21 protein-coding genes are annotated in these 24,088 nt (G+C 62.2%); 9 read left to right on the top strand and 12 right to left on the bottom strand.

Annotation, left to right across the window (positions count from 1 at the left end):
• Positions 1 to 572: 572 nt before the first annotated feature.
• The 3 genes from rpsI to PARACOCCUSGL_RS0114960 form a co-directional block, all read right to left on the bottom strand.
• Positions 573 to 1,052, bottom strand: a complete 480-nt coding sequence (gene rpsI / locus PARACOCCUSGL_RS0114970; protein WP_010398189.1) for a 30S ribosomal protein S9 — start codon at positions 1,050 to 1,052, stop codon at positions 573 to 575.
• A gap of 3 nt (positions 1,053 to 1,055) precedes the next feature.
• The gene (rplM, locus tag PARACOCCUSGL_RS0114965) at positions 1,056 to 1,520 is read right to left on the bottom strand and encodes a 50S ribosomal protein L13 (protein ID WP_010398186.1); all 465 of its coding nucleotides are present in this window, start codon (positions 1,518 to 1,520) and stop codon (positions 1,056 to 1,058) included.
• 150 nt (positions 1,521 to 1,670) lie between these two features.
• Complete coding sequence (locus PARACOCCUSGL_RS0114960; RefSeq protein ID WP_029372362.1) at positions 1,671 to 2,093, bottom strand: PaaI family thioesterase; 423 nt, start codon at positions 2,091 to 2,093, stop codon at positions 1,671 to 1,673.
• A gap of 84 nt (positions 2,094 to 2,177) precedes the next feature.
• Here PARACOCCUSGL_RS0114960 and PARACOCCUSGL_RS0114955 point away from each other — a divergent pair, with 84 nt between their 5' ends.
• Positions 2,178 to 2,978, top strand: a complete 801-nt coding sequence (locus PARACOCCUSGL_RS0114955) for an enoyl-CoA hydratase (RefSeq protein ID WP_010398183.1) — start codon at positions 2,178 to 2,180, stop codon at positions 2,976 to 2,978.
• Here the strand turns inward: PARACOCCUSGL_RS0114955 and PARACOCCUSGL_RS0114950 are convergent.
• The 8 genes from PARACOCCUSGL_RS0114950 to PARACOCCUSGL_RS0114915 form a co-directional block, all read right to left on the bottom strand.
• Positions 2,975 to 3,718 carry a cytochrome c biogenesis CcdA family protein gene (locus tag PARACOCCUSGL_RS0114950; protein ID WP_010398180.1) on the bottom strand — a complete coding sequence of 248 codons (744 nt, stop codon included), beginning with the start codon at positions 3,716 to 3,718 and terminating at the stop codon, positions 2,975 to 2,977. The two genes, PARACOCCUSGL_RS0114955 and PARACOCCUSGL_RS0114950, sit on opposite strands and share 4 nt — an antisense overlap.
• 76 nt (positions 3,719 to 3,794) lie before the next feature.
• Positions 3,795 to 6,359 carry a ribonuclease E/G gene (locus tag PARACOCCUSGL_RS0114945; RefSeq protein WP_010398177.1) on the bottom strand — a complete coding sequence of 855 codons (2,565 nt, stop codon included), beginning with the start codon at positions 6,357 to 6,359 and terminating at the stop codon, positions 3,795 to 3,797.
• A gap of 487 nt (positions 6,360 to 6,846) precedes the next feature.
• Positions 6,847 to 8,172: a sigma-54 dependent transcriptional regulator gene (locus PARACOCCUSGL_RS0114940; RefSeq protein WP_010398174.1), complete on the bottom strand. Its 1,326-nt coding sequence runs from the start codon at positions 8,170 to 8,172 to the stop codon at positions 6,847 to 6,849.
• A gap of 20 nt (positions 8,173 to 8,192) precedes the next feature.
• Positions 8,193 to 9,989: an ATP-binding protein gene (locus PARACOCCUSGL_RS0114935; RefSeq protein ID WP_010398172.1), complete on the bottom strand. Its 1,797-nt coding sequence runs from the start codon at positions 9,987 to 9,989 to the stop codon at positions 8,193 to 8,195.
• A 65-nt stretch (positions 9,990 to 10,054) separates the two neighbouring features.
• Positions 10,055 to 10,723 carry a phosphoribosylformylglycinamidine synthase subunit PurQ gene (gene purQ / locus PARACOCCUSGL_RS0114930; protein ID WP_010398171.1) on the bottom strand — a complete coding sequence of 223 codons (669 nt, stop codon included), beginning with the start codon at positions 10,721 to 10,723 and terminating at the stop codon, positions 10,055 to 10,057.
• Positions 10,724 to 10,880: 157 nt separating this feature from the next.
• Complete coding sequence (locus PARACOCCUSGL_RS0114925; RefSeq protein WP_010398169.1) at positions 10,881 to 12,095, bottom strand: NADP-dependent isocitrate dehydrogenase; 1,215 nt, start codon at positions 12,093 to 12,095, stop codon at positions 10,881 to 10,883.
• Between the two features lie 103 nt (positions 12,096 to 12,198).
• Entirely contained in the window at positions 12,199 to 13,323 is a 1,125-nt protein-coding gene (locus PARACOCCUSGL_RS0114920) for an HD domain-containing protein (RefSeq protein ID WP_010398166.1), read from the bottom strand.
• Between the two features lie 56 nt (positions 13,324 to 13,379).
• A complete protein-coding gene (locus PARACOCCUSGL_RS0114915) occupies positions 13,380 to 14,039 on the bottom strand; it encodes an alpha/beta hydrolase (RefSeq protein WP_010398164.1) in 660 nt (219 codons plus the stop codon).
• Between the two features lie 166 nt (positions 14,040 to 14,205).
• Here PARACOCCUSGL_RS0114915 and PARACOCCUSGL_RS0114910 point away from each other — a divergent pair, with 166 nt between their 5' ends.
• The 8 genes from PARACOCCUSGL_RS0114910 (at position 14,206) to zapE (ending at position 22,821) form a co-directional block, all read left to right on the top strand.
• Complete coding sequence (locus tag PARACOCCUSGL_RS0114910) at positions 14,206 to 14,664, top strand: Rrf2 family transcriptional regulator (protein WP_010398162.1); 459 nt, start codon at positions 14,206 to 14,208, stop codon at positions 14,662 to 14,664.
• A 3-nt stretch (positions 14,665 to 14,667) separates the two neighbouring features.
• The gene (locus tag PARACOCCUSGL_RS0114905; RefSeq protein WP_010398158.1) at positions 14,668 to 15,690 is read left to right on the top strand and encodes a Gfo/Idh/MocA family protein; all 1,023 of its coding nucleotides are present in this window, start codon (positions 14,668 to 14,670) and stop codon (positions 15,688 to 15,690) included.
• Positions 15,691 to 15,796: 106 nt separating this feature from the next.
• A complete protein-coding gene (nspC, locus tag PARACOCCUSGL_RS0114900; RefSeq protein WP_010398156.1) occupies positions 15,797 to 16,903 on the top strand; it encodes a carboxynorspermidine decarboxylase in 1,107 nt (368 codons plus the stop codon).
• A 46-nt stretch (positions 16,904 to 16,949) separates the two neighbouring features.
• The gene (locus PARACOCCUSGL_RS0114895; RefSeq protein WP_010398155.1) at positions 16,950 to 18,173 is read left to right on the top strand and encodes a saccharopine dehydrogenase family protein; all 1,224 of its coding nucleotides are present in this window, start codon (positions 16,950 to 16,952) and stop codon (positions 18,171 to 18,173) included.
• A 130-nt stretch (positions 18,174 to 18,303) separates the two neighbouring features.
• On the top strand, positions 18,304 to 19,317 hold the full coding sequence (locus PARACOCCUSGL_RS0114890) for a GlxA family transcriptional regulator (protein ID WP_010398153.1): 1,014 nt from the start codon (positions 18,304 to 18,306) through the stop codon (positions 19,315 to 19,317).
• A 128-nt stretch (positions 19,318 to 19,445) separates the two neighbouring features.
• Positions 19,446 to 20,759 carry an MFS transporter gene (locus PARACOCCUSGL_RS0114885; RefSeq protein WP_010398152.1) on the top strand — a complete coding sequence of 438 codons (1,314 nt, stop codon included), beginning with the start codon at positions 19,446 to 19,448 and terminating at the stop codon, positions 20,757 to 20,759.
• Between the two features lie 277 nt (positions 20,760 to 21,036).
• Entirely contained in the window at positions 21,037 to 21,645 is a 609-nt protein-coding gene (locus tag PARACOCCUSGL_RS0114880) for a DUF6778 family protein (protein WP_010398150.1), read from the top strand.
• A gap of 72 nt (positions 21,646 to 21,717) precedes the next feature.
• Positions 21,718 to 22,821: a cell division protein ZapE gene (zapE, locus tag PARACOCCUSGL_RS0114875; protein ID WP_010398148.1), complete on the top strand. Its 1,104-nt coding sequence runs from the start codon at positions 21,718 to 21,720 to the stop codon at positions 22,819 to 22,821.
• On the opposite strand, the gene PARACOCCUSGL_RS0114870 is transcribed toward zapE, so the two are convergent.
• Positions 22,818 to 24,086: a folylpolyglutamate synthase/dihydrofolate synthase family protein gene (locus PARACOCCUSGL_RS0114870; protein ID WP_010398145.1), complete on the bottom strand. Its 1,269-nt coding sequence runs from the start codon at positions 24,084 to 24,086 to the stop codon at positions 22,818 to 22,820. The two genes, zapE and PARACOCCUSGL_RS0114870, sit on opposite strands and share 4 nt — an antisense overlap.
• Positions 24,087 to 24,088: the final 2 nt, after the last annotated feature.

The following is a 24,088-nucleotide window of genomic DNA, read 5'->3' as shown; positions in this document are numbered from 1 at the left end:
AGTAAAGGAAGGATCATCTCTGCCTGTCTATTCACTCGCGTGAACCGACAAACAGTGAAGCTGACACCTGGATCATCGGGGAAATCCCCTACCAGGCCGATATGCAAGTCATCCGTCGACTGAACGACCAGACCGCCCGCATATCCCTTCAGATATCCAATAATGTCAAAAAGCAGAGGAAACAAAATAACCCGAACAACACCACATCCATGGCGCCATCCAAGCCATCAGGTCTCCTGAATTTTCAGACTTGGCGTTGCTTTCGCGCCGCTTCGTCCGTCCGCCGCAGCGCCTCGCCGCGTCGGTGAAGCGGTATCTAGGCCCTGTAAGATGATCTTGCAAGCACAAAAATGCGCGTTCCGAGTAAGAAAAGTGCAACCATATGATTTATTGTCATTTTTATGTCGTAATCTTCGGGGAGAATTCCGATCTTTCTGACAGCGCAGCCATAGGTTGCACCCTGAATAGCGCGCGACCGGTGCCTGACGACTCGGACTGAGCGGAATCGGAGGCCGAAAAAGCAAGACGCGGCCCCAATGGGACCGCGCCAGGAAGCAAAATCGAAAGGCCGATCAGCGTTTCGAGAACTGGAACGAACGGCGAGCTTTGGCTTTACCGTATTTCTTCCGTTCAACCACGCGCGAGTCGCGGGTCAGGAAGCCAGCAGCTTTAAGTGCAGCGCGTAGCGACGGCTCGTGCAGTTGCAGAGCTTTCGAGATACCGTGCTTCACGGCACCCGCCTGCCCCGACAGACCGCCGCCGGCGACGGTGGCATAGACGTCGTACTGGCCCGAAACGCCGGCCACTTCGAAAGGCTGGCGCAGGATCATCTGCAGCACCGGACGGGCGAAATACTCGGCAATATCCTTGCCGTTCACCACCACCTTGCCCGAGCCCGGCTTGACCCAGACGCGAGCAACCGCGTCTTTACGCTTGCCGGTAGCATAGGAGCGGCCAAGCGAGTCGCGCTGCGGCTCACGCGAAGGGGTCGCTGCAGGAGCCGCCGCCGCGACCGATTTCAGATCGTCGAGGGTCTTGATGTCTTCGGCCATGGCTTACGCGCTCCGGGTGTTCTTGGCGTTCATGGACTTGACGTCCAGCACTTCGGGCTGCTGCGCCTCGTGCGGGTGCTCGGCACCGGCATAGACGCGCAGGTTGCTCATCTGTTTGCGGCCCAGCTTGTTACGCGAGATCATTCGCTCCACAGCCTTGATCACCACGCGCTCGGGGTGGGCGCCTTCCAGGATCTGACGCGCAGTCCGGTGCTTGATGCCGCCCGGATGGCCGGTGTGCCAGTAGTATTTCTTGGCGTCACGCTTGTCGCCGGTCATCTGCACCTTGTCGGCGTTGATGATGATGACATTGTCGCCCATGTCCATGTGCGGGGTGAAAGTCGGCTTGTGCTTGCCACGCAGGCGCATGGCGACGATCGAGGCGAGCCGGCCCAGAACAACGCCCTCGGCGTCGATCAGGATCCACTTCTTCTCGATCTCCGCCGGTTTCGCGGTATAGGTTTTCATTTGTCGGTCCCTTTGGGGGCTGCAATTCGAGATGGGGGTATATCGGCAAAACTCGCGCGCAGGTCAAGCGAGATGGTTCTGAATTTATATCGCAGTTTCATATAGTTATGAAATAGGTATTATAATACCCCATTGTAACCCCCGCCAATATCACCGGTTCGGCGGAATCGAATAGGTCATCGAGCAACGCGCGACCGGCTCATCGCTGCCTTCCGAGCGCATCAGCACCTCGCCGACCGCCAGTACCCGCCCAAGCTTAAGGATACGACAATCGGCCAGTAAATCGCGCCCAGACTCAGGTTTGCGCATGAAGTCGATTGAGGCGTTGGTCGTCACCGCCAGCGCCACCTCTCCGATGCGGGCAAGGATCGCCAGATAGATCGTCACATCGGCAAGGGCAAACATTGCCGGACCGCTGATGGTACCTCCCGGGCGCAGATGTTGTTCATTGACCAGCAGCCGGGCAGTCATTTGCTGCTCATCTAGCGCCTCGACGCGGATCTGCCCCGCGACTTGCGGAAAATTCCGGTCAAGAAATACGTTCAGTGCCTCGCGGTCCATCACCAATGCCATGCTTCCCCCCTGTCGGAACCACAGCTAGAGTGATCGGCAAGGCAGGGAAAAGACAAGCCGCATCATAGCTGTCAGGAGGAAAGCATGAAGGACGGAAATCCCGAACCGCTGGTGCTGCGTCAGGACGAAGGCGCCGTTGCCCGGCTGATCCTGAACAGCCCAATGAATTACAACGCTCTTTCCACGGCGATGATCGATGCACTTTCCGATGCGCTGGACGAGGTGGCGGGGGATGAGGGCATCCGCGCCATCATACTTGCCGCGCGGGGCAAGGCTTTCTGCGCCGGTCACGACCTGCGCGAAATTCAGGGCGCGCGGCGTGACGAAGATAGCGGTCGCAACGCCTATGAACGGCTGTTTTCACGCTGCGCGGCGATGATGCAAAAGCTCCCTGCCCTGCCCCAGCCGGTGATTGCCGAGGTGCAGGGCATCGCCACCGCTGCCGGCTGCCAGCTGGTCGCCAGTTGCGATCTGGCTGTCGCGGCAGAAGGCGTGCGTTTTGGCGTCAACGGCGTGAACGTCGGGCTTTTCTGCTCAACCCCCATGGTGGCGCTGTCGCGCGCCATTCCGCCCCGCGCTGCATTCGAGATGTTGGTTACCGGCGATTTCATCGACGCCGCCCGGGCGCGCGAGTTGGGGTTGGTAAACCGGGTGACTCCGACCGCAGAGCTTGGGGCAGAGGCTATGGCGCTGGCGCAGCAAATCGCCGCCAAACTGCCCGCAGCGGTGCGGATGGGCAAACGCGCCTTTCACGCTCAGCGCAACCTCGGCCTTGCAGAAGCTTACGCGACCACCGGCGCAGTGATCTGCGAAAACCTGCTACGGCCCGACACAGCCGAAGGCATTCAGGCTTTTCTGGAAAAACGGCCGCCGAACTGGGATTAACCCAGCCCCGCCAGCCAAGGAAAAGTTTCAAGCAGCCAATAGGCAAACGCAGGGAATGCACCAGTCAGCAGCGCGATACCGACCACGACCAGAAGCCCGCCCATAATACGCTCGATCAGCTTCAGATGCGGCTTGATCCGATTCATCAGGCCGATGGCACGGTTGATGAAAATGGCCGAAAGCAGAAAGGGAATGCCCAGCCCTAAAGCATAGATCGCCAGCAGCGCCGTTCCCTTGCCCATCGCCCCGCCGGTCGCGGCCAGGGACAGGATCATGCCAAGCTGCGGTCCGATACAAGGTGTCCAGCCAAAGGCAAAGGCCAGCCCCAGCACATAGGCACCAAGTGCGCTGCCGCCCTGCTCTTTCGCATCAATCCTTGCCTCGGTATCAAGAAAGGGAATGCGCAGGACATGCAGGAAATGCAGGCCAAGCAGGATCACCACCACACCAGCGCCACGCGCCAGCAGGTCCTGCCATTGCAGGAACATCCGCCCAAAGGCCGATGCCGCCATGCCCATCAGCAGGAAAACAGTAGAGAGCCCAAGAACAAAGAACAGCGCCGGCACGACCGCGCTGCGCTCGCCCGATTTTAGCCCGCCAACACCGACCCCGGTCATATAGGCCAGATAAGGCGGCACGATCGGCAGCACGCAGGGCGACAGAAAGGACAGGATACCAGCCAGCAACGCAACCGTCGCGGCAGGCAAGAAGGCAGCATCTGCAAGCTCGATTCCCAACATGCCCGGTACCTTGGCTTATGAAGAGGGCGCGGGAAAGCCCCGCGCCCCTCACGCTTTCGTGGAAAGCTGCGACAGATCAGCCCATCGACCACCAGCCGCGACGCTTGGGCCGGGACGCTTCCTCGACAGCGGGTGCGGGCGCGGGTTCAGGTTTTGCCGTGACAACCTCTTCGACCAGCGCTGGTTCAGGCTGGGCCTCGACATCGGTTACCTCGTTTACCGGCTCATCAGCTATCGTGGGCTCCGGCTCGACAGCCTCGACTGGTTCGACAGCAGGCTCTGCCTGATCGACAGTCCCGGCTGGCGCGCCCTCGGCCACGGCCTCTTCCGCAGGCGCGGCGGTGACCGGATCAGCAGAGGCGACAACCTCGGCTGCCTCAGCCTCGGCAGGTTCGTCAGCCTTGCGACGGCGGGCACGAGTGCGGCGACGGGGCTTGGCTTCCTCCTCGGCCTCAGCAACAGGGGCGGGTTCAGCGACCACCTCGGGCTCAGGTTCCGCCACGTCCGGCGCTTCGGCGGTCACCTCTGCCTCGGCCTCATCTTCACCCTCGGCCAAGGCGTCATCAGCCCCGTCCTCACCGTGATGGGCATCACCTTCACCATTGCGGCCACCCCGGCGACGGCGGCGGCGGCGGCGGCGCTTGCCAGCCGCATCGCCATCCCCATTTTCGGCCCGCGCATCATCGATGCGCTCTTCGGTGGCATCCTCTTCGGTTTCCGCTTCCTCGGCGGGCTCTTCGCCGTCGATCTGCGCCATCAGCCGCGCATCGACCGAGACAACAGGCGTCACCACCTCAGGCAGGTTGCGGGTTGCGGTCTTGAATTTCTCAAGCGCGTAATCGGGCGAGATCAGCGTCGGGTCGGCCTCGACCCGCACGGACAGGCCATAACGTGCCTCGATCCCGGCGATATGTTCGCGCTTGGCGTTCATCAGGAAGTTCGCCACAGCGACGGGTGCCTTGACCAGCACTTCGCGCGAACGCTTACGGGTACCCTCTTCCTCAATGGCACGCAGGATGGTCAGCGCCAGACTGTCGTCCGAGCGGATCAGACCGGTGCCATGGCAGTGCGGACAGGGCTGCGTGGTCGATTCCAGCATGCCTGGCCGCAGGCGCTGGCGCGACATCTCAAGCAGACCAAAGCCCGAGATGCGCCCGACCTGAATGCGCGCCCGGTCGGTCTTGAGCCGTTCCTTGAAACGCTTCTCGACCGCAGCGTTGTTCTTACGCTCTTCCATGTCGATGAAGTCGATGACGATCAGACCGGCAAGGTCGCGCAACCGCAGTTGCCGCGCGATTTCCTCGGCAGCCTCAAGGTTCGTCTTGAGCGCGGTTTCCTCGATCGAGCCTTCCTTGGTGGCGCGGCCCGAGTTCACGTCGATGGCGACCAGCGCCTCGGTCACGCCGATGACGATATAGCCACCCGATTTCAGCTGCACGACCGGGTTGAACATGCCAGCCAGATAGCTTTCGACCTGATAGCGCGCATAAAGCGGCATCGGATCGCTGTAATGCTTCACGTTCTTGGCGTGGGACGGCATGATCATCTTCATGAAGTCCTTGGCCGTGCGATAGCCACGCTCGCCCTCGACCAGAACCTCGTCGATCTCTTTGCTATAAAGATCGCGGATCGTGCGCTTGATAAGATCGCCTTCCTCATAGATCGGGGCGGGCGCGATGGACTTGAAGGTCAGATCACGGATCTGCTCCCACAGGCGCATCAGATATTCATAGTCCCGCCGGATCTCGGTGCGGGTGCGCTGGCTGCCAGCGGTGCGGATGATGAGGCCCGCCCCCTCTGGAACCGCCAGTTCCGAGGCGATTTCCTTAAGCTTCTTGCGGTCGGCAGCATTGGTGATTTTGCGGCTGATCCCGCCACCACGCGCGGTATTCGGCATCAGGACACAATAGCGACCGGCCAGCGACAGATAAGTGGTCAGCGCAGCACCCTTGTTGCCACGCTCTTCCTTGACGACCTGGACCAGCATGATCTGCCGGACCTTGATCACCTCCTGGATCTTATAGCGGCGGGCGCGCGGCTTTTTGGGGGCCCGGATTTCCTCGGCCACGTCCTCTTCGGCGACGGATTCGATACCATCATCCTCATCGCTGTGCTCGGACGCGTTTTCCTCGGCGGGTTCGGCCGTCTCGGCGGGCTCGTCGCCGGCGTCACCGCTCGTCGGCAGTTCTTCGACCAGAACGGTTTCACCCTCCGACGGGTCCAGCACGGTCATGCCGGCGATCTCTTCCGAGACCTGCACAGCATCGCCATTCCCGGTAGCGGCTGGTTTGGCGGATTTGCGGCGACGGCCATTGCGGCGGGGCTTTTCGCCCTCATCAGAGTCGGCCACGGCGGCCTGACGCTCCTCTTCCAGAAGCGCCTGCCGGTCGGCAGCGGGGATCTGGTAATAATCGGGATGGATCTCGGCAAAGGCGAGAAAGCCGTGGCGGTTGCCGCCGTAATCCACAAAGGCCGCCTGCAACGAGGGTTCGACCCGCGTGACCTTGGCCAGATAGATATTGCCGGTTATCTGTCGCTTGTTGACTGTCTCGAAATCAAATTCTTCGACCTTGGTCCCATCGACCACGACAACCCGAGTCTCTTCGGGATGCGTGGCGTCGATCAGCATTTTCTTTGACATGTTTCCGTCTTTCGGACAGCCGGACCAACCCGCCCAAAGGCGGGGGCAAGACCCGGCTGCTGTATGAGGGGACGGCGAAAGCCGCGCGGCCAGCAGCAATCGCGGCGGTCAGGGTTTTCCCCTGCCACCGTTGCCGATCAAGCTGCGCTGCGCGATCCATCGCGTCTGTTTACCTTTCTTGGCCCCTTGCCGCTTGCGCGGCTAAAGGGCGGCGATCACGATTGCCCAGAGGCCCGACAGGGCATGGGCAGATTTTCCCGCGCGGGACACCACCGGCACGTCATACGTGTCGCGGCTGGCTGGCGCGCTGCGAAACTGGCAAGAGGGGGCGTCCGTAAATTGAAGGCGCCCCGCCCTACAGGGGCAAGATAGCGGGGAAGGGCACGCAGATACAATCTGTTTTTGGCCCAGGCCCCGTTTGGCCCCCGAATGGGCGGCGCCCTGCCCTGCTCAGGACAGATCCAGCCGCCCGGACAGCCGGGCCCGCCTAGAGGTAATCGCTGCGGCTCAGCCCGTATTTCGCCATCTTTTCGTTCAGCGTACGACGCGGCAGGCACAGTTCGTCCATGACTGCGGCAATACTGCCCTTGTGACGGCGCATGGTGTTGTCGATCAGCATTTTTTCAAAGCTTTCGACATATTCTTTCAGCGGCTTGCCCTCGGTCGTGGTGGCCTGCTGCATATCCTCACCATCCGCCATCAAGAGCGAGGCGATCGACCCCGAGCCACGGCGGTTTTGCAGAACGGCACGCTCAGCGACATTGATAAGCTGACGCACGTTGCCCGGCCATGGAGCCTGCAAAAGCTGCGCCGCCTCTTGCGCGGTGACCTGCGGCGGCTCGCAACCGTACTCCTCGGCAAATTGTTCGGTCATGCGGGTAAAGAGCGCAAGGATATCCTCGCCTCGCGAACGCAGCGGCGGCAAGGTGATCTTAAGCGCGGTCAGCCGGTAGAACAGGTCGGGACGCAGCGAATCCTCGGCCCGCCGCCCCTCACCACGCGCATTCGAAATGGCGATGATCCGCGTCTCGGCCGGGGTGCCCTGATCGGCGATAAAGGCCAAAAGCCGGGCCTGCAGCGGGTCCGACAGCGCCTCGATATCTTCAAGGCACAGGGTGCCGCCGCGCGCCTCTTCAACTGCGGGCAGGCCACTTTCAACGGGGCCGAACAGCTTTGCCGCCAGAATCTCGTCATTATAGGCAGCGCAGGAAATCGGCACGAATTTCTTGGACGCGCGCGGCCCCACGGCATGCAGCGCATGAGCAACCAGCGTCTTGCCGGTGCCGGTCTCGCCGTCGATCAGCACATGGCCGTCGGCCTGCCCCAGATCAAGGATATCCTCGCGCAGGCGGTCCATGACCGGGCTGGTGCCGATCAGTTTGGACATGACCTGCTGGCCTTCGGACAGGTCACGGCGCAGGGCACGGTTGTCCAGCGTCATACGACGCGCCTGCGTCGCTTTCTTGACCAGCTCGGTCAGGCGCTCGGGGTTGAAGGGCTTTTCCATGAAGTCCATGGCGCCGATGCGCATCGCCTCAACCGCCATCGGCACATCGCCATGGCCGGTGATGACGATGACCGGCAGACCGGAATCTATATTCATCAGGCGTTTGAGGAAAGCCATTCCGTCCATGCCCGGCATACGGATATCCGAGATCACGACCCCCGGCCAGTCGGCGCCGATCATCTTCAGCGCCTCATCGGCGCTGGCAAAGGTTTCGGTGTCAAAGCCTGACAGCGCCAGCCACTGACTGATCGATTCACGCATGTCGGGTTCGTCATCGACAACGGCTATCTTCAACGTGCGGCTCATGGGCCCTTACCTCATTTTTATCATTCTGCCGCCAGTTGCTGCTTTCCCGGTTGCTGGCCGGGATCGTGCAGCGGCAGCTCTAATTCGAATACGGCGCCGCTTCCCCCTTCGTCCGAGGCGTTATGCGCTGTCAGACGCCCTCCGAAATCAGCGGCAATCCCAGAAGAAATCGCCAGACCCAGCCCGGTTCCCTCTCCGGGCTTTTTTGTGGTAAAAAATGGTTCAAACAGATTTTCCAGATCCGATACACCCGGCCCATTGTCGCGTACGGACAAGAATGCGTGAGAGCCCGAGCTGACGGTGATCTCGATTGCCGGGTCGCGAACGTCCTTGATCGCATCGACGGCGTTGCGCAGCAAGTTGATGATGATCTGCTCAAGCCGGATGCGGTCGCAATAGACCATTACCGGATAACGCGGGATATTGCGCTGCAACCGAATGGTGCGGGAACGCAGCTGCGGCTCCATCATCACCAGCGCGCCGGATAGCGCAACGCGCAAATCGACCGGCTCAAACGCCTCGCCGCCCTTGCGTGCAAAGGATTTCAGCTGGCGCGTGATGGCGCCCATACGCTCGACCAGATCGTCAATCCGCTGAAAGCTAGACAGCGCCTCTTCGGCCCGGCCGCGCTGCAACAACAGGCGCGCGCCAGCCAGATAGGTCTTCATCGCGGCAAGGGGCTGGTTCAGCTCATGGCTGACGCCCGCCGACATCTCGCCCAGGGCGGCCAGTTTGCTTGACTGTTGCACGGTCTGTTCGGCGACGCGCAGCTCGCGTTGCATGCGCTCACGTTCGGCAATCTCGCGGGTCAGCCGCGCGTTCAGCGCCCGCAGATCGGCCGATTCGCGCATCCATGCCGCCGATTCCACCCGCGCCCGACGCGAGAACAGGTAAAAGACCGCCGCCAGCAGGATGGCAAAACCCATGATCACCATGGCCAGCACCGCGTTCACCCGCTCGCGCACCGATTCATAGGTGGTAAAGGCGATCATCTTCCAGCCGCGGAAGGGGATGCGGGTCTCGGCCTGCATCACCGCACGTCCTTTGACATAGGCATCGGCCGGGGGTGCGGCCCAATCCGCCGTGACCTGAAAAGCCCGCGCGATTGCCGAAGGGGCCGAGCGTACCGCCAGCGCCTCGGGCAGTGTCAGCCCGCGCCAGCGCGGCTCAGTGGACAGGATAATCTGCCCCTCACTGTCGGTAACAGCAATCGCGTCCGAGATCCCTGCCCAGGACCGCACCAGCCGGGTCAGATCCGCCCCAACGACCACAACGCCCAGCGTTCGCCCATCAGCAACGACCGTACGGGAGTAAGTGAATTCATAGGCCCCCTGCGGCGAGGATGAGACGGTAAACACCGTATCCTTTGAACGCAGCGCCTCGACAAAGAACGGCTCCTGCACGTAATTCGTGCCGATCAGGTTGCGGTCGGTTGAGCCGACCACCCGGCCCGAAGCATCCAGCAGCTTGATCGAAGCAGCCGCGATTTCCTTTTGCGCCGAGATCAGCCGCGCCGAGGTGCCCGAGAAATCATTGCCCGACAGGGCCGAGATCAGCGCAGGGTCGCGCGCCAGCAATAGCGGCACCACCGAGGTACGCTGCAATTCCGACAGAAGGTTGCCGATATACAGTGCCGAGCGCAGTTCGGTCCGGACCCGGGTGGTTTCGGAAAATCTTGCCGTCAGCCAGGCGTTAGTAAACCAGACCGTTGCCGCAGCGACGATCAGCAGTACGGCAATGACGCCGCGCAGACCCCAGCGACTGGTCAGGCTTGACCTGCCTTCCGGGTATCTGGTGGATTCGTCATCCTCTTGCATGCGCCTCCGAGACCGCCCCCTTCCGGGACCGGTGCAGTCTAGTGCGCGAAGGATCGCGGCTCAAGTCAGGCTGCGACCAGCTCACGCATCAGCGAGGCAAACAGCCCTGCCCCGTCCGTACCGCCATGGGTCGCGTCAACAGCACGTTCAGGGTGCGGCATCATGCCCAGCACCCGGCGATTTTCCGACAGCACACCGGCAATATCGGCGACCGAGCCGTTGATGCCCGGCGCATAGGTAAAGGCGATACGGTCCTGATCCTTCAACACGGCAAGCCCTTCGGCATCAATCTGATAATTGCCGTCGTGATGCGCAACCGGCAGGCGGATAGCCGTCCCCGCCGCATAGGCCGAGGTAAAGGGGCTTTGCGCGGTTGCTACCTTCAGCTCAACCTCGCGGCAGATAAAGCGCAGCCCGGCATTGCGCATCAGTGCACCGGGCAGAAGGTTCAGTTCAGTCAGGACCTGAAAGCCGTTGCAGATACCCAGCACATAGCCGCCGCGCGCCGCATGGGTGCGGACCGCATTGGCGATGGGCGAATGCGCTGCAATGGCGCCGCAGCGAAGGTAGTCCCCGAACGAAAAGCCGCCGGGCACGGCGACCAGATCAATGCCCCCGGGCAGCGCCTCGTCCTTGTGCCAGACCCGTGTCACCTTGGCCCCTGCCTGTTCCAGCGCGACGGCAAGGTCACGGTCGCAGTTCGATCCGGGAAAGGTGATGACGGCAGCTTTCATGGCGGGCCTCCGGGATAATGCCTCGCCCCTCCCATACGCCAAGCCGGAGCGACTGTTAAGCTGCTTCGCGCCAAATCGGGAAACTTCTTCGCAACAAGGCGCGCCGCCAAAGAAAAAGGGCCGGGATCAACCCGGCCCTTTCCCCATGTCCGACGGATCAGCCCGCCAGCGCCTTGTTCAGATATTCGTCGACCTTTTCCAGGTAACCCATGGTGGTCAGCCATTTTTGATCCGGACCGACCAGCAGGGCGAGGTCCTTGGTCATGAAACCATCCTCGACGGTCTGGACGGTAACCTTCTCCAGCGTCCTGGCAAAGTTCATCAGCGCCTCGTTGTTGTCGAGCTTGGCGCGATGCTTCAGACCGCCGGTCCAGGCAAAGATCGAAGCAATCGAGTTGGTCGAGGTCTGGTTACCCTTCTGATGCTCGCGATAGTGCCGGGTCACGGTACCATGAGCAGCTTCGGATTCCACGATCTTCCCATCCGGGGTCATCAGGACCGAGGTCATCAGGCCAAGGCTGCCGAAACCTTGCGCGACGGTGTCGGACTGCACGTCACCATCGTAGTTCTTGCAGGCCCAGACATAACCGCCCGACCATTTCATCGCCGAGGCGACCATGTCGTCGATCAGACGGTGTTCGTAATGGATGCCCTTTTTCTTGAACTCGGCTTCAAACTCTTCCTCATAGACCTTTTGGAACAGGTCCTTGAAGCGGCCGTCATAGGCTTTCAGGATGGTGTTCTTGGTCGACAGATAGACCGGGTAGCCACGGTTCAGACCGTAGTTCATCGAGGCGCGGGCAAAGTCGATGATCGACTGGTCAAGGTTGTACATCGCCATGGCGACGCCGGCGCCGGGCGCCTGATAAACCTCATGCTCGATCACCTCGCCGTCATCGCCGACGAATTTGATCGTAAGCTTGCCCTTGCCCGGGAAGCGGAAGTCGGTCGCCTTGTACTGATCGCCAAAGGCGTGACGGCCGACGACGATGGGCTGGGTCCAGCCGGGCACCAGACGCGGCACGTTGCGGCAGATGATCGGTTCGCGGAAGATCACCCCACCCAGGATGTTGCGGATAGTGCCGTTCGGCGATTTCCACATCTTTTTCAGGCCGAATTCCTGAACGCGTGCCTCATCCGGCGTGATGGTGGCGCATTTCACGCCAACGCCGTATTTCTTGATCGCCTCGGCCGCATCAACAGTGATCTGATCCTCGGTACGGTCACGCTCTTCGATGCCGAGGTCGTAATATTTCAGGTCGATGTCCAGATAGGGAAGGATCAGCTTCTTCTTGATGAAGTCCCAGATGATCCGGGTCATCTCGTCGCCGTCAAGCTCGACGACGGGGTTCTCTACCTTGATCTTCGACATGGGTGGTCCCTTCGATTAGGATTCGGCTCGCAGCCCTATAGCCGCATTCCTGACGAAAGGAAAGCCCGGTATGCGATTGCATACAGATCGGGGCGAACAGGTTTCAGACCCCGAAATAGACCCGCGCGCTTTCGCTCAGCCATGACCACAGCGCGGGCGCGCCGCGGTCGATGCGCTGACCCACGCGTTCGACCAGTTGGGTATAGGTCACGCGGTATTCAGCCCAGGTCCCGCCACCTGACGCGATGTTCTGCATCACCGGCTGAGCCCGGTCGAGCGATTTGGCAAAGACCGCATCCGGGGTCTCATTGGCCTCGAACTCAGCCCAGAGGGCATGCAGCTCGCGCCCCTGAGCCTCGGGCAAAAGACCAAAGATGCGTCGGGCGGCCGCCTCTTCGGCAGCAAGCTGCGCCTCGCTGTGATGTGCCTGGCCGTTTTGCGAGTGGATTGGCACGTCGCCGGTGTCAATCTCGACCAGATCATGCAGCAAAAGCATGCGGATCACCCGGCCGATATCGACCCCCGGCCCGGCATGTGCCGCCATGACCAGCGCATAAAGTGCCAGGTGCCAGCTATGTTCGGCGCTGTTTTCACGTCGCGAGGCATCGCAAAGCAGGCTGGCCCGCAGGACCGATTTCAGCCGGTCAGCCTCGGCCAGAAAGTCCAGACGTTGGGCAAGCTCACCCCCGGGTGTCTGCCCGGCCAGCATGGCCCCGGCCGCGGCCATCACTTCGGGCCATTCGGTCCACAGCCTTTTGGCGCGACCCGAAGCCATATTGTCACGAACGATGGTGACGTGATCGGGCAAGGGCCGAGGCGCGCAAAGTACCTGAAACAGCGGCTGGACATGATCCATCCGCTTGGCCATGCGGGCATCCGCACTTTCGCCCGCCTCGAATTCACGCCACAGCGCCAGTGCGTCCTCGCCACCCGGGAACATGCCGAAAAGCCGGCGCGCCGCAGCGTCTTCTGCGGCATGAACGGCGGCAGCGTCATGGGCCAGATGGATTGGATGGTCGCCGGTGTCGATCTCGACCAGATCATGCAGCAAAAGCATTGCGATGGCGCGATCCGAGGCGCCAAAGACCAACCCGTACAGCGCGACATGCCAGCTGTGCTCGGCGCTGTTCTCGGGCCGCGACAGGTTCATCAGCACATTCGCCCGCTCGACCGATTTCAGGCGGTCAGCCTCGACCAGAAAGGCAAAACGCCGGGTCAGATCGGACATGTGCAAAGCCTCCGGTGGCAGCGAAGGCCGGGACCAGCAGCCCGGCCCCGCAAGTGTCAGCGCGTGGTTTCAGTCAGGCGGCGGCGGACATAGGCCTGAACCGTCTCGATCATCGGCTTCATGTGGACTTCGTCATCGCGGAAGAAGTGGTCCGCGCCCTCGATTTCCTCATGGGTGATGGTGATGCCCTTTTGCTCGCGCAGCTTGCCGACCAGCGCGTGAACATCCTTGGGCGGAGCGACGCGGTCAACAGTACCGTTGATGATCAGCCCCGAGGACGGACAAGGCGCAAGGAACGAAAAATCATACATGTTCGCGGGCGGCGCGACCGAGATAAAGCCGGTGATCTCGGGCCGGCGCATCAGCAGCTGCATGCCGATCCAGGCGCCAAAGCTGAAGCCCGCGACCCAGCAGTGCTTGGAGTTCGGGTTCATCGCCTGCAGATAGTCCAGCGCGGCCGCCGCGTCCGACAGCTCGCCGACGCCCTGATCGAATTCTCCCTGGCTGCGGCCGACGCCGCGGAAGTTGAACCGCATGACGGTAAAGCCCATGCGATGGAAGGCATAGTGAAGGTTATAAACAACCCTGTTGTTCATCGTCCCGCCATATTGCGGATGCGGGTGCAGAACGATGGCGATGGGGGCATCAGGATTGGGTTGCGCGTGATAGCGCCCCTCAAGACGACCTTCGGGACCGGGGAAAATCAGTTCAGGCATGGGCTTCCTTTGAAACTCGGGTTTCTTGACCCTGTGGCGGCGCGGCTCTAGATCGTCAATCTGGGAAGCGCGCCCGTCATAGGCAAGACGCATTCAAAGACGGCGGTGGCCGATTAGCCTTTGGTTAGCGCCTCGTCAATCCGTTTGCGCCAGGAGGAGATGCAAGATGAAACTATCCACCAAGGGGCGTTATGCAATGGTCGCCTTGGTCGACCTGGCCACAGCCCAGGGCGATGATCTGACCTCGCTGGCGGAAATCTCGCGTCGTCAGGACATCTCGCTGCCCTACCTTGAGCAGCTGTTTGTACGCCTGCGCCGCGCGGGCCTGGTCGATTCCGTGCGCGGCCCCGGCGGCGGCTATCGTCTGGCCCGAGCGCCTGAAACCATCCGCGTCGCCGATGTGCTGGAAGCGGTGGACGAAACCGTCAGCGCGCTGCATGTCGGGGCGGGCGTGTCGGGCGGCGTCTCGGGCTCGCGGGCGCAGACGTTGTCGAACCGGCTGTGGGAAAGCCTGTCGGCACATGTCTATGTGTTCCTGCACAACCATACGCTGGCGGATGTGGCACGCAACCAGCTCTTGCCCTGCCCCGCCCTGCCCAAGATCCTCTCGATCGTGGACGACTAAGCCATGCGGGTTCTGGTCGCAGGTCTGGGCAATATGGGACGCAGCCATGCGGTTGCGTGGCTGAAGCAGCCGGGGGCCGAGATCGTCGGCCTCGTCAACCGCTCTCCGGTCGAACTGCCGCCGGAACTGGCCGCCATTCCGCAAAGCCAGGATTATCACGAAGCGCTGCGGCGCCTGCGGCCGGATGTCGTGGTCGTCGCCACCTATTCCGACAGCCATGCCGAATATGCGCTGGCCGCGCTGCGGGCCAGGGCGCATGTCTTTGTCGAAAAGCCGCTGGCCACCACGGTCGAGGATGCCCGCCGCGTCGTCGAATGCGCGCAAGATACCGGGCGCAAACTGGTCGTCGGATATATCCTGCGCCACCATCCCAGCTGGCAGCGCCTGATCACCGAGGCACGGGCACTTGGCGGCCCCTATGTGTTCCGCCTGAACCTGAACCAGCAAAGCTCGGGTCCCACCTGGCAGGTGCACAAGGCGTTGATGCACACGACACCGCCCATCGTTGATTGCGGCGTGCATTATGTCGATGTCATGTGCCAGATCACCGATGCCGCGCCGGTTGAGGTCCGCGGCATGGGGCTCCGCCTCTCGGACGAAATCGGGCCGGACATGTATAACTATGGCCATTTCCAGGTGCTGTTCGAGGACGGCTCGCTTGGCTGGTATGAGGCCGGCTGGGGGCCGATGATGTCCGATGCCGCATTTTTCGTAAAAGATGTGGTCAGCCCGCGCGGCGCGGTCAGCATCCGCATGCCCGAAGATGCGCGTTCGGACGATATCGACACCCACACCCGCACCTCGACCCTGCGCCTGCACCGGGTCGGCGAACCTGATCAGGATATCTCGATGCAGGGAGAGCCGGGCCATCAAGAGCTTTGCGATGCCGAGGCCGCTTTCATGGCCCGCGCCATCACCGAGGACATGGATCTGTCGCGTCACATGCAGGACGCAGTCTCGTCGCTGGCCGTCTGTCTGGCGGCTGATGAATCGGTGCGCACCGGCCAGCCGGTCCGATTGCGCTGATCTGTCGTCACGCGGCCGTCACGCTTTCTTGCGAAATGCGGCGCGTGGCCCTAAATGAGCCCTTCGTTTCAGCTTTCACGGTCGCCAGACCCAGAGGACCAGCGCCATGTCCGATCTGCAGACCCCCTATTACGTGATCGACCTCGCCCGGCTGCGCGTGAACATGGAGCGCGTCCAACGCCTGCGTGAACGCTCGGGTGCGAAATGCCTGCTGGCGCTGAAATGCTTTGCAACCTGGTCGGCCTTCGACTTTATGCGCGAGTTCATGGACGGCACCACCTCGTCCAGCCTGTTCGAGCTGCGGCTTGGCCATGAGGAATTCGGCAAGGAAACCCATGCCTATTCAGTCGCCTGGGCCGATCACGAAATCGACGAGGCGCTGGGTTACGCCGACAAGATCATCTTTAACAGCCTGGGCCAGCTTGACCGTTTTGGGGCCAAAGCGGCTGAACGCGGCATCACCATGGGGCTGCGGCTGAATCCGCGCTTTTCGACCTCGGGCTTTGATCTGGCCGATCCGGCACGCCCCTTTTCCCGCCTTGGAGAATGGGATCTTGGCCGGCTTGAACAGGCGCTGGACCGCATCAGCGGCGTGATGATCCACTATAATTGCGAAAACGGCGATTTCGACCTCTTTGACGCCCAGCTTGGCCGGATCGAAAGCGAATTCGGCGCCTTCCTGGAAAAGCTTGACTGGGTCAGCCTTGGCGGCGGCATCCATTTTACCGGCGAAGGCTATCCGCTGGACCGGCTGGCCGACCGGCTGAAGGCCTTTTCGCAGCGATTCGGCGTGCAGGTCTATCTTGAACCGGGCGAGGCCAGCATCACCCGTTCGACCTCGCTTGAGGTGACTGTGCTTGACCTGATCCACAACGGCAAGGACGTCGCCATCGTGGACAGCAGCATCGAGGCGCATATGCTCGACCTGCTGATTTACCGCGAAACAGCGAAACTGCCGCAGGACGGCGCGCATGTCTATCAGATCGCAGGCAAGACCTGCCTTGCAGGCGATATCTTTGGCGAGGGCCGCTTTGCCGAGCCGCTGAAGGTCGGCGATCGGATCAGCATCGCAGACGCAGGCGGCTATACCATGGTTAAAAAGAACTGGTTCAACGGCGTCGCAATGCCCGCAATCGCCATTCGCGACGAGAACGGAACGATCCGCGAGGTTCGCCGGTTCTCTTACGACGATTACAAAGCCAGCCTGTCCTGATCAGGCGCAAGCCATCCCCTTTCCCAGCCCCGAAAAGGAGACTGAATTGGCCAAGAACGTGCTCATCATCGGCGCCGGCGGCGTCGCCCAGGTGGTCGCGCATAAGGTGGCGCAGAATGCCAAGGAATTCGGAACGCTGCATATTGCCAGCCGAACACCTTCCAAAGCCGATAAGATCATCGCGAGCATTCGTGAAAAGGGCCATGAGGTCGAATTCACCGCCCATGGGCTTGACGCCATGGACAGCAAGGCTGTCGCCGATCTGATCCGCAAGATCGACGCGGGAATCGTCATCAACGTCGGCTCGGCCTTTATCAACATGACGGTATTGCAGGGCTGTATCGAGACCGGTGCAGCCTATCTCGACACCGCCATTCACGAAGACCCGGCCAAGATCTGCGAAACGCCGCCTTGGTATGCCAACTACGAATGGAAGCGCCGCGAAGATTGCGAAAAGGCCGGGGTCACCGCCATTCTGGGCGCGGGCTTTGACCCGGGTGTGGTCAACGCCTATGCGCGCCTCGCCGAGGATGAATATTTCGACAAAATCGACTCGATCGACATCGTGGACATCAACGCCGGTTCGCATGGCCGCTATTTCGCCACGAACTTTGACCCCGAGATCAACTTCCGCGAATTCACCGGCACGGTCTATTCGTGGCAGGGCGGCGAATGGCGTCAGAACAAGATGTTCGAGGTCGGCCGCGAATGGGATCTGCCGGTGGTCGGCAAGCGCACCGCCTATCTGTCAGGCCATGACGAGGTACACAGCCTTTCCGCGCGTTATCCCCAGGCGGATGTCCGCTTCTGGATGGGCTTTGGCGATCATTACATCAACGTCTTCACCGTGCTGAAGAACCTTGGACTGCTATCCGAACAGCCGGTCAAAACTGCCGAAGGTCTTGAGGTCGTGCCACTGAAAGTGGTCAAGGCCGTGCTGCCCGACCCGGCGAGCCTTGCGCCCGATTACGAAGGCAAGACCTGCATCGGCGATCTGGTCAAGGGCACGCTGAACGGCAAGCCGGGCGAGGTGTTCATCTACAACGTCGCCGACCACAAGGACGCCTATAACGAGGTGGGCAGCCAGGGCATCAGCTACACGGCGGGTGTGCCGCCGGTCGCGGCGGCCATCCTTGTCGCGCGCGGCATCTGGGATGTGAAAAAGATGGTCAACGTCGAAGACATGCCCGCCCGTCCCTTCCTTGAACTGCTGGGCGAGCTGGGGCTGCCCACGGGCGTGATCGACGCCACGGGCGATCATCCGCTGTAAGCGCGAACCCGGACCGGCAACCCCGTGGCTGCCGGTCCTTTTTCCGCCTTTCGCCTGATCGCGCGGCGGCTCTTCCTAAATAAATAAAATATGGCATGATTGCGACGTCATCTATTGGTGAATCACGTCAATGTCTGAACATGCCTCTTCGCCTGATCCCAACCAACCCCGGCTGCGCATCGGCTTTCTGCTGACGCCGCGCTTTACGCTGTCAGCCTTTGCAACCTTCGTGGACGTGCTGCGGCTGGCAGCAGACGACGGCGATGGTTCGCGCCCGATCCGCTGCCGCTGGCGGGTGCTGTCGCCCGACATGGCACCGGTGCAGTCCTCGTGCGGCATGCGCATCGAACCTGATGAGCGGTTGGGCGATCCGGCCCGCTTTGACTATATCGTCACCGTGGGCGGGCTTATCGACGGAGGCCCCGGCCTGTCGCCTGAACAGGTCACCTTCCTGCGCCGGGCCGCTGCGGCACGGGTCGCGCTTGGCGGGCTTTGCACAGGCGTCTTTGCCTTGGCCCGCATCGGGCTGATGGACGGCTATCGCTGCTGCGTCAGTTGGTTCCATCATCAGGACTTTCTGGCCGAATTCGAAAAAATGCGCCCGGTCTCGGATCAGATCTTTGTCGTGGACCGCGACCGGCTGTCCTGCTCGGGCGGGGTCAGCGCCGCGCATCTGGCGGCCTTTCTGGTCGACCGTCACCTTGGCCGCGCGGCAGCACGCAAGGCACTGTCGATCCTGATGATCGACGAACCGATGGAGGGCGACCGCCCCCAGCCCGGCCTGCCACTGGAGCTGAACGCCCACGACCCCCTTGTTCGCCGTGCTCTGCTGGCGATGCAGCAAAACCTGCATGCCCCACTGCCCATTGCCCGCATTGCCCGCGATCTGGGCGTCGGGCGGCGAAAGCTGGAACGGCATTTCAACGCCGATCTAGGCATCCCGCCCGCCGATGCCTCGATCCGCATCCGGCTCGCACAGGCGCGGATGCTGCTGGCGCGCACCGACCGCACCGTTACCCGGATCGCCGAAGAAACCGGCTTCTGCGACGCGTCGCACCTGATCCGCGTCTTTCGTGAGGCCGAGGGCACGACCCCCGATCTGTGGCGCCAGAACCGCAGCATGGCCGCCGAAGAGGGTGCCTGACCGCTCTCTGTCAGGGGCGTCAGCAAAACGCATCACCTTGCGCCAAACCTCCCGCGCAAGGGCGTTTTTCTATGGACATCGCGGCCCATGTCGCAACACTTTCCCATCGAAAATAGCGGAGGCCGGTCATGAACCTGACCCTTGACGAAGCTCTGAGCCAGGGCGGCGCGGGCCGTTTTCAACAACGCCTGCTGGGGATTTTTGGGCTGGTCTGGGCAGCTGACGCTATGCAGGTCATCGCCATCGGCTTTACCGTCGCCTCGATCGCGGCAAGCTTTGGCCTGACCGTGCCGCAGGCGCTGCAAACGGGTACGCTGTTCTTTCTGGGCATGTTCGCGGGTGCGACGCTGTTTGGGCGCATCGCGGACCGTATCGGGCGGCGCAACGTGCTTTTGCTGACCGTCGGATGCGACGCGGTCTTTGGCCTCGCCTCGGTCTTTGCCCCCGATTTCTGGTCGCTGATGCTGCTGCGCTTTCTGACCGGCATGGCGGTCGGGGGAACCCTGCCCGTCGATTACGCGATGATGGCCGAGTTCCTGCCGCCCCGGAACCGGGGGCGTTGGCTGGTCTGGCTGGAGGGATTCTGGGCCGTGGGTACCATCATCATCGCGCTGGCGGCATGGGTCGCACATCTGGCGGGCGCAGCCGAACCCTGGCGCTGGATATTTGCCGTCGCTGCCCTGCCGGCGCTGATCGGCATCTGGCTGCGTCTCTGGGTGCCGGAATCACCTATGTATCTGCTGCGCAAAGGTGACGAAATCGCGGCGCGTGATGTCGTAAACCGTGTCCTGACCGCGAATGGCGCGCGCGCCCTGCCCTCTGACACCCGCCTTGTCGTACCAGCCGCCGCCCCTGTCGAGGCCCGGCTCTTTGGGCCCGAATTGCGCAACCGCAGCCTTGGGATCTTTGCGGCGTGGTTTCTGGTGTCGCTCTCCTATTACGGGGTGTTTGTCTGGCTGCCGGCAGAGCTTGCCAAGGGCGGCTTTGGCTTTGTGCGTGGCTACGGCTTTCTGGTGCTGATGGCGCTGGCGCAGCTGCCGGGTTACGCGCTGGCGGCGCACGGCGTCGAAAGCTGGGGCAGAAAGCCGACCTTGCAGATATTCCTGCTGCTCAGCGCGGCGGGCTGCCTGCTGTTCACCGTTGCGGGGAACCCGTGGCTGGTCGCGGTGTCGCTGCTGCTGATGAGCTTTGCGCTGCTTGGCACATGGGGTGCGCTTTACGCCTATACCCCCGAGCTTTATCCGACCGGCCTGCGCGGCACCGGCATGGGCACTGCCAGCGCGGTGGCCCGGGTGGGCGGGCTCCTGGCGCCGTCGCTCATGAGTTATGTTGCAGTGCGCGACTTTGGCACCGCCATCGGCATCTTTGCTGCGCTGCTGCTGCTTGCGGCCATCGGCACGCTTTTTATCCGGGCCGAGACACGCAACCAGTCCATCGTCTAAGAAAGACTACACTGACTGCCAGGCAGGGTGCGCTGAACCCCTTTCCGAGTCATGCAGGAATCGCTTGCGTACTGGAAATACAGGATTATCCTTGACGAAGGCCGTGGAATAATTTCCCCGGCCAAAGGGCGGCGCAAGCGGTGCCCTTTGTGGGAGGCGCTTTTCTGATCCGTACTGATTGTATGATCAGGGTCATGCCAAAGGGCCTTGACGCAATGTCTGGAGGCTGGCGCATGCGACCCGCGATTCATCAATCACGTCTCAATGAGGATCACCCATGTTGAAACCCGCCATTCTGGCGCTGGGTCTGGCGTTCGGCCTTGCCGGTTGCGCCACCACCTGGGAAACCGCCTATGAACAGCTAGATCCGGCTCAGACCGCGAACTGGCGTGTGGCCTCGGTCGAGGTCGCCGTGCCCGAGACCCTGACCACCAGCGAGCAGAACACCTATGTCCCCGATTTCGATATCGTCTGGCATGGGGAACCGGCCGGAGACCGTCGCGCGCAGGTCGCGGCCATCGTCAAGGAAGGTATCGAAAAGGGTGCGTCAGGCCTGCGCGGCAAGAACCGGGTCCGCATCGTCGCAACGCTAAGCCAGTTCCACGCCATCACTCCGGTGGTGCGCGAGAACCTGCAAAGCTCGGGCGTGCATAACATCCACTACACCGTTCAGGTCTTTGACGCCCGCACCGGGGCCGCTTTGACCGAGCCTCAGCCGATCAAGGCCGAACTGCCCGCGCTTGTCGGACAGGCAGGCGATGCAGCAGACGCCAGGGGCCAGACACAGCGCGTGCAGATCGTGAACCACATCGCATTGGTCACGCAGAACTGGCTGGGCCGCGGTGGACCCGATCCGCGCGGCGCCTTCCAGCGCCGCGGTCGCTGAACCTTAGAAAAATTCACAGGAAATCCGGAACCGGCCCTTGCGGGCCGGTCCTTTCTTTGGCAGGGGGCGGATATGGTAAGCGTATCCGAACTTTACGAGGCCCGCGTTACAGCGGGGCAACTGGAACCGGACTCTGCCCAGCGTGGCGTTCTGCCGATGCTGGACCGCGTCGTGCGTGAACTGGGCCAGTCGCCACAACCCATCACCCACAAGACCGGCTGGGTTGCCCGGGTGCGCAGCGCGCCCCCCGCGCCTGCCCGCCAGGTCAAAGGGGTTTACCTTTGGGGTGGGGTTGGGCGCGGCAAGTCCATGCTGATGGATCTGGTTATGGAAGCCGCGCCCCTGACGGCCAAACGCCGGGTGCACTTTCACGAATTCATGCAAGAGATCCAGGCAGCACTGGAAGAGGTGCGCAAGACCGGACAGCAGGACACCGTTCGCCCGGTAGCCGAGAAAGTCGCGAAAAGCGCGCAGCTGCTTTGCTTTGATGAGATGCAGATCACCGATATCGCGGATGCGATGATCGTCGGGCGGCTGTTTCAGGTGCTTTTTGACAAAGGGGTCACGGTCGTCACAACATCGAACCGGGTGCCCGAGGATCTGTACAAGAACGGGCTGAACCGTCAGCTTTTCCTGCCCTTCATCGGGCTGATCCGCGATCGGCTTGACGTAGTCGAGCTGGCCAGCGCCACCGATCACCGCCAGAACCGTGATGAGGGCGGGCAGGTCTGGTTCATCCCCGCCGATGCCGAAGCCCACGAACAGATGGACGCGCTGTGGCAGGCCGAGATCGGTGGCGCGGCAAGCTCTCCGCTGATCCTTGAAGTCAAGGGACGCAAAGTCGAACTGCCCGAGCATACCGGCCGCATGGCGCGCGCAAGTTTCTGGGATCTTTGCGGCAAGCCGCTGGGTCCGGGCGATTACCTTGCCATCGCCGAGGCGCTGGATCTGCTTTTCATCGACGCGATCCCGCGCCTGTCGCAGTCGAACTATAACGAGGCCAAGCGCTTTGTCACATTGATCGACGCGCTGTACGAAGCCCGGGTGCGGCTGATTGCCAGCGCAGCCGACGAACCCGAACGGCTTTACGCCGAGGGAGAAGGTGCCTTTGAGTTCGAGCGTACTGCAAGCCGCCTGCGCGAGATGCGCGACGCCGATTGGGGGCGGCGCGCCTAGCCGTTCTCGCGCAGCACCTGCCCCGCAAGGTAAAGCGAGCCGCAGATCAGGATACGCGCACCCGGCTGGTCCACCGCCAGCCGCTGTACCGCCGTCAGCGTATCCGCTGCGGTCGCGGCCGAAAGACCGACCGAGGCAGCGGCCACGGCGGTTTCTTCTGCGGACAGCGTGTTCGGCTCACCCGGGATAGTCACGGCGGTCAGGCTTTGCGCCACACCAGCAAGCGGGCGCATATAGCCTGTGACATCCTTGGTGTTCAGCATCCCGCAGATCAGATGCGTCGGCTTGCGCGACATTGCGGCAAGGGTCGCGGCCACGGCCTCTCCGCCCGCCGGGTTATGGCCACCGTCAAGCCAAAGCTCGCACGAGCCCGCCGCCTCGATCAACGGGCCGTACTGCAGGCGCTGCATGCGGGCCGGCCATTCGGCCTCGGTCACGGCGGCGCGGGCTTCGATACGGCCAAAACCAAGCTCGCGCAGCGCAGCAATCGCCGTGCCAGCGTTCACGATCTGATGCGGCCCGGGCAGGTTCGGCAAGGGCAGATCCATCAGCCCATGATCGTCCTGATAGATCAGGCTCGTCCCCTCGCGCCGGCTTTCCCAGTCCTGACGGCCGATGCGCAGGGGGGCGGACAGGCGCTCGGCTTTTTGCTCGATCACCTCGCGGGCAGCCGGGTCCTGCGGCGCAACGATGCAAGGCACGCGGCGCTTGAGAATACCAGCCTTTTCGCCGGTGATATCGGCCAGCGTCTCGCCCAGATACTGGGTGTGGTCGATACTGACCGGAGTAATCACCGTCAGCGCCGGGTTCTCGATCACATTGGTTGCATCCAGCCGACCGCCAAGCCCGACCTCCAGCAGCGTATAATCAGCAGGCACGCGCGAAAAGGCAAGAAAGGCAGCCGCTGTGGTGATTTCGAAAAAGGTGATCGGCTCACCGCCGTTCGCGGCCTCGCACTCCTCAAGCGTCGCGGCCAGATCCGCCTCAGAGATCAGCGAACCGGCAAGGCGGATGCGCTCATGAAACTGCGCCAGATGCGGCGAGGTATAGGCATGCACACGCTTGCCAGCGGACTCCAGCCCGGCGCGGATCATTGCCTGAGTCGAGCCTTTACCATTGGTCCCGGCAATATGGATCGCGGGCGGGATGCGGCGCTCGGGGTTGCCCAAAGCGCCAAGGATGCGGTGCATCCGGTCCAGCGACAGGTCGATGACCTTGGGATGCAGCTGCATAAGCCGCGCGAGGATAGCGTCGGACGAGATCATCG

Source organism: Paracoccus sp. TRP (assembly GCF_000185925.1).
GTDB classification, from domain to species: domain Bacteria; phylum Pseudomonadota; class Alphaproteobacteria; order Rhodobacterales; family Rhodobacteraceae; genus Paracoccus; species Paracoccus kondratievae.
This window is presented reverse-complemented; position numbering and strand designations above follow the sequence as displayed.

Bases quoted from the DNA above. Each gene is read 5' to 3' on its own strand.
- PARACOCCUSGL_RS0114915 (WP_010398164.1), bottom strand. From the start codon at position 14,039: ATGCCTGAACTGATTTTCCCCGGTCCCGAAGGTCGTCTTGAGGGGCGC.
- PARACOCCUSGL_RS0114870 (WP_010398145.1), bottom strand. From the start codon at position 24,086: ATGATCTCGTCCGACGCTATCCTCGCGCGGCTTATGCAGCTGCATCCC.
- PARACOCCUSGL_RS0114905 (WP_010398158.1), top strand. From the start codon at position 14,668: ATGCGGGTTCTGGTCGCAGGTCTGGGCAATATGGGACGCAGCCATGCG.
- rpsI (WP_010398189.1), bottom strand. From the start codon at position 1,052: ATGGCCGAAGACATCAAGACCCTCGACGATCTGAAATCGGTCGCGGCG.
- PARACOCCUSGL_RS0114960 (WP_029372362.1), bottom strand. From the start codon at position 2,093: ATGGCATTGGTGATGGACCGCGAGGCACTGAACGTATTTCTTGACCGG.
- PARACOCCUSGL_RS0114890 (WP_010398153.1), top strand. From the start codon at position 18,304: ATGTCTGAACATGCCTCTTCGCCTGATCCCAACCAACCCCGGCTGCGC.
- purQ (WP_010398171.1), bottom strand. From the start codon at position 10,723: ATGAAAGCTGCCGTCATCACCTTTCCCGGATCGAACTGCGACCGTGAC.
- rplM (WP_010398186.1), bottom strand. From the start codon at position 1,520: ATGAAAACCTATACCGCGAAACCGGCGGAGATCGAGAAGAAGTGGATC.
- zapE (WP_010398148.1), top strand. From the start codon at position 21,718: ATGGTAAGCGTATCCGAACTTTACGAGGCCCGCGTTACAGCGGGGCAA.
- PARACOCCUSGL_RS0114950 (WP_010398180.1), bottom strand. From the start codon at position 3,718: ATGTTGGGAATCGAGCTTGCAGATGCTGCCTTCTTGCCTGCCGCGACG.
- PARACOCCUSGL_RS0114880 (WP_010398150.1), top strand. From the start codon at position 21,037: ATGTTGAAACCCGCCATTCTGGCGCTGGGTCTGGCGTTCGGCCTTGCC.
- PARACOCCUSGL_RS0114955 (WP_010398183.1), top strand. From the start codon at position 2,178: ATGAAGGACGGAAATCCCGAACCGCTGGTGCTGCGTCAGGACGAAGGC.
- nspC (WP_010398156.1), top strand. From the start codon at position 15,797: ATGTCCGATCTGCAGACCCCCTATTACGTGATCGACCTCGCCCGGCTG.
- PARACOCCUSGL_RS0114920 (WP_010398166.1), bottom strand. From the start codon at position 13,323: ATGTCCGATCTGACCCGGCGTTTTGCCTTTCTGGTCGAGGCTGACCGC.
- PARACOCCUSGL_RS0114925 (WP_010398169.1), bottom strand. From the start codon at position 12,095: ATGTCGAAGATCAAGGTAGAGAACCCCGTCGTCGAGCTTGACGGCGAC.
- PARACOCCUSGL_RS0114910 (WP_010398162.1), top strand. From the start codon at position 14,206: ATGAAACTATCCACCAAGGGGCGTTATGCAATGGTCGCCTTGGTCGAC.
- PARACOCCUSGL_RS0114935 (WP_010398172.1), bottom strand. From the start codon at position 9,989: ATGCAAGAGGATGACGAATCCACCAGATACCCGGAAGGCAGGTCAAGC.
- PARACOCCUSGL_RS0114940 (WP_010398174.1), bottom strand. From the start codon at position 8,172: ATGAGCCGCACGTTGAAGATAGCCGTTGTCGATGACGAACCCGACATG.
- PARACOCCUSGL_RS0114945 (WP_010398177.1), bottom strand. From the start codon at position 6,359: ATGTCAAAGAAAATGCTGATCGACGCCACGCATCCCGAAGAGACTCGG.
- PARACOCCUSGL_RS0114885 (WP_010398152.1), top strand. From the start codon at position 19,446: ATGAACCTGACCCTTGACGAAGCTCTGAGCCAGGGCGGCGCGGGCCGT.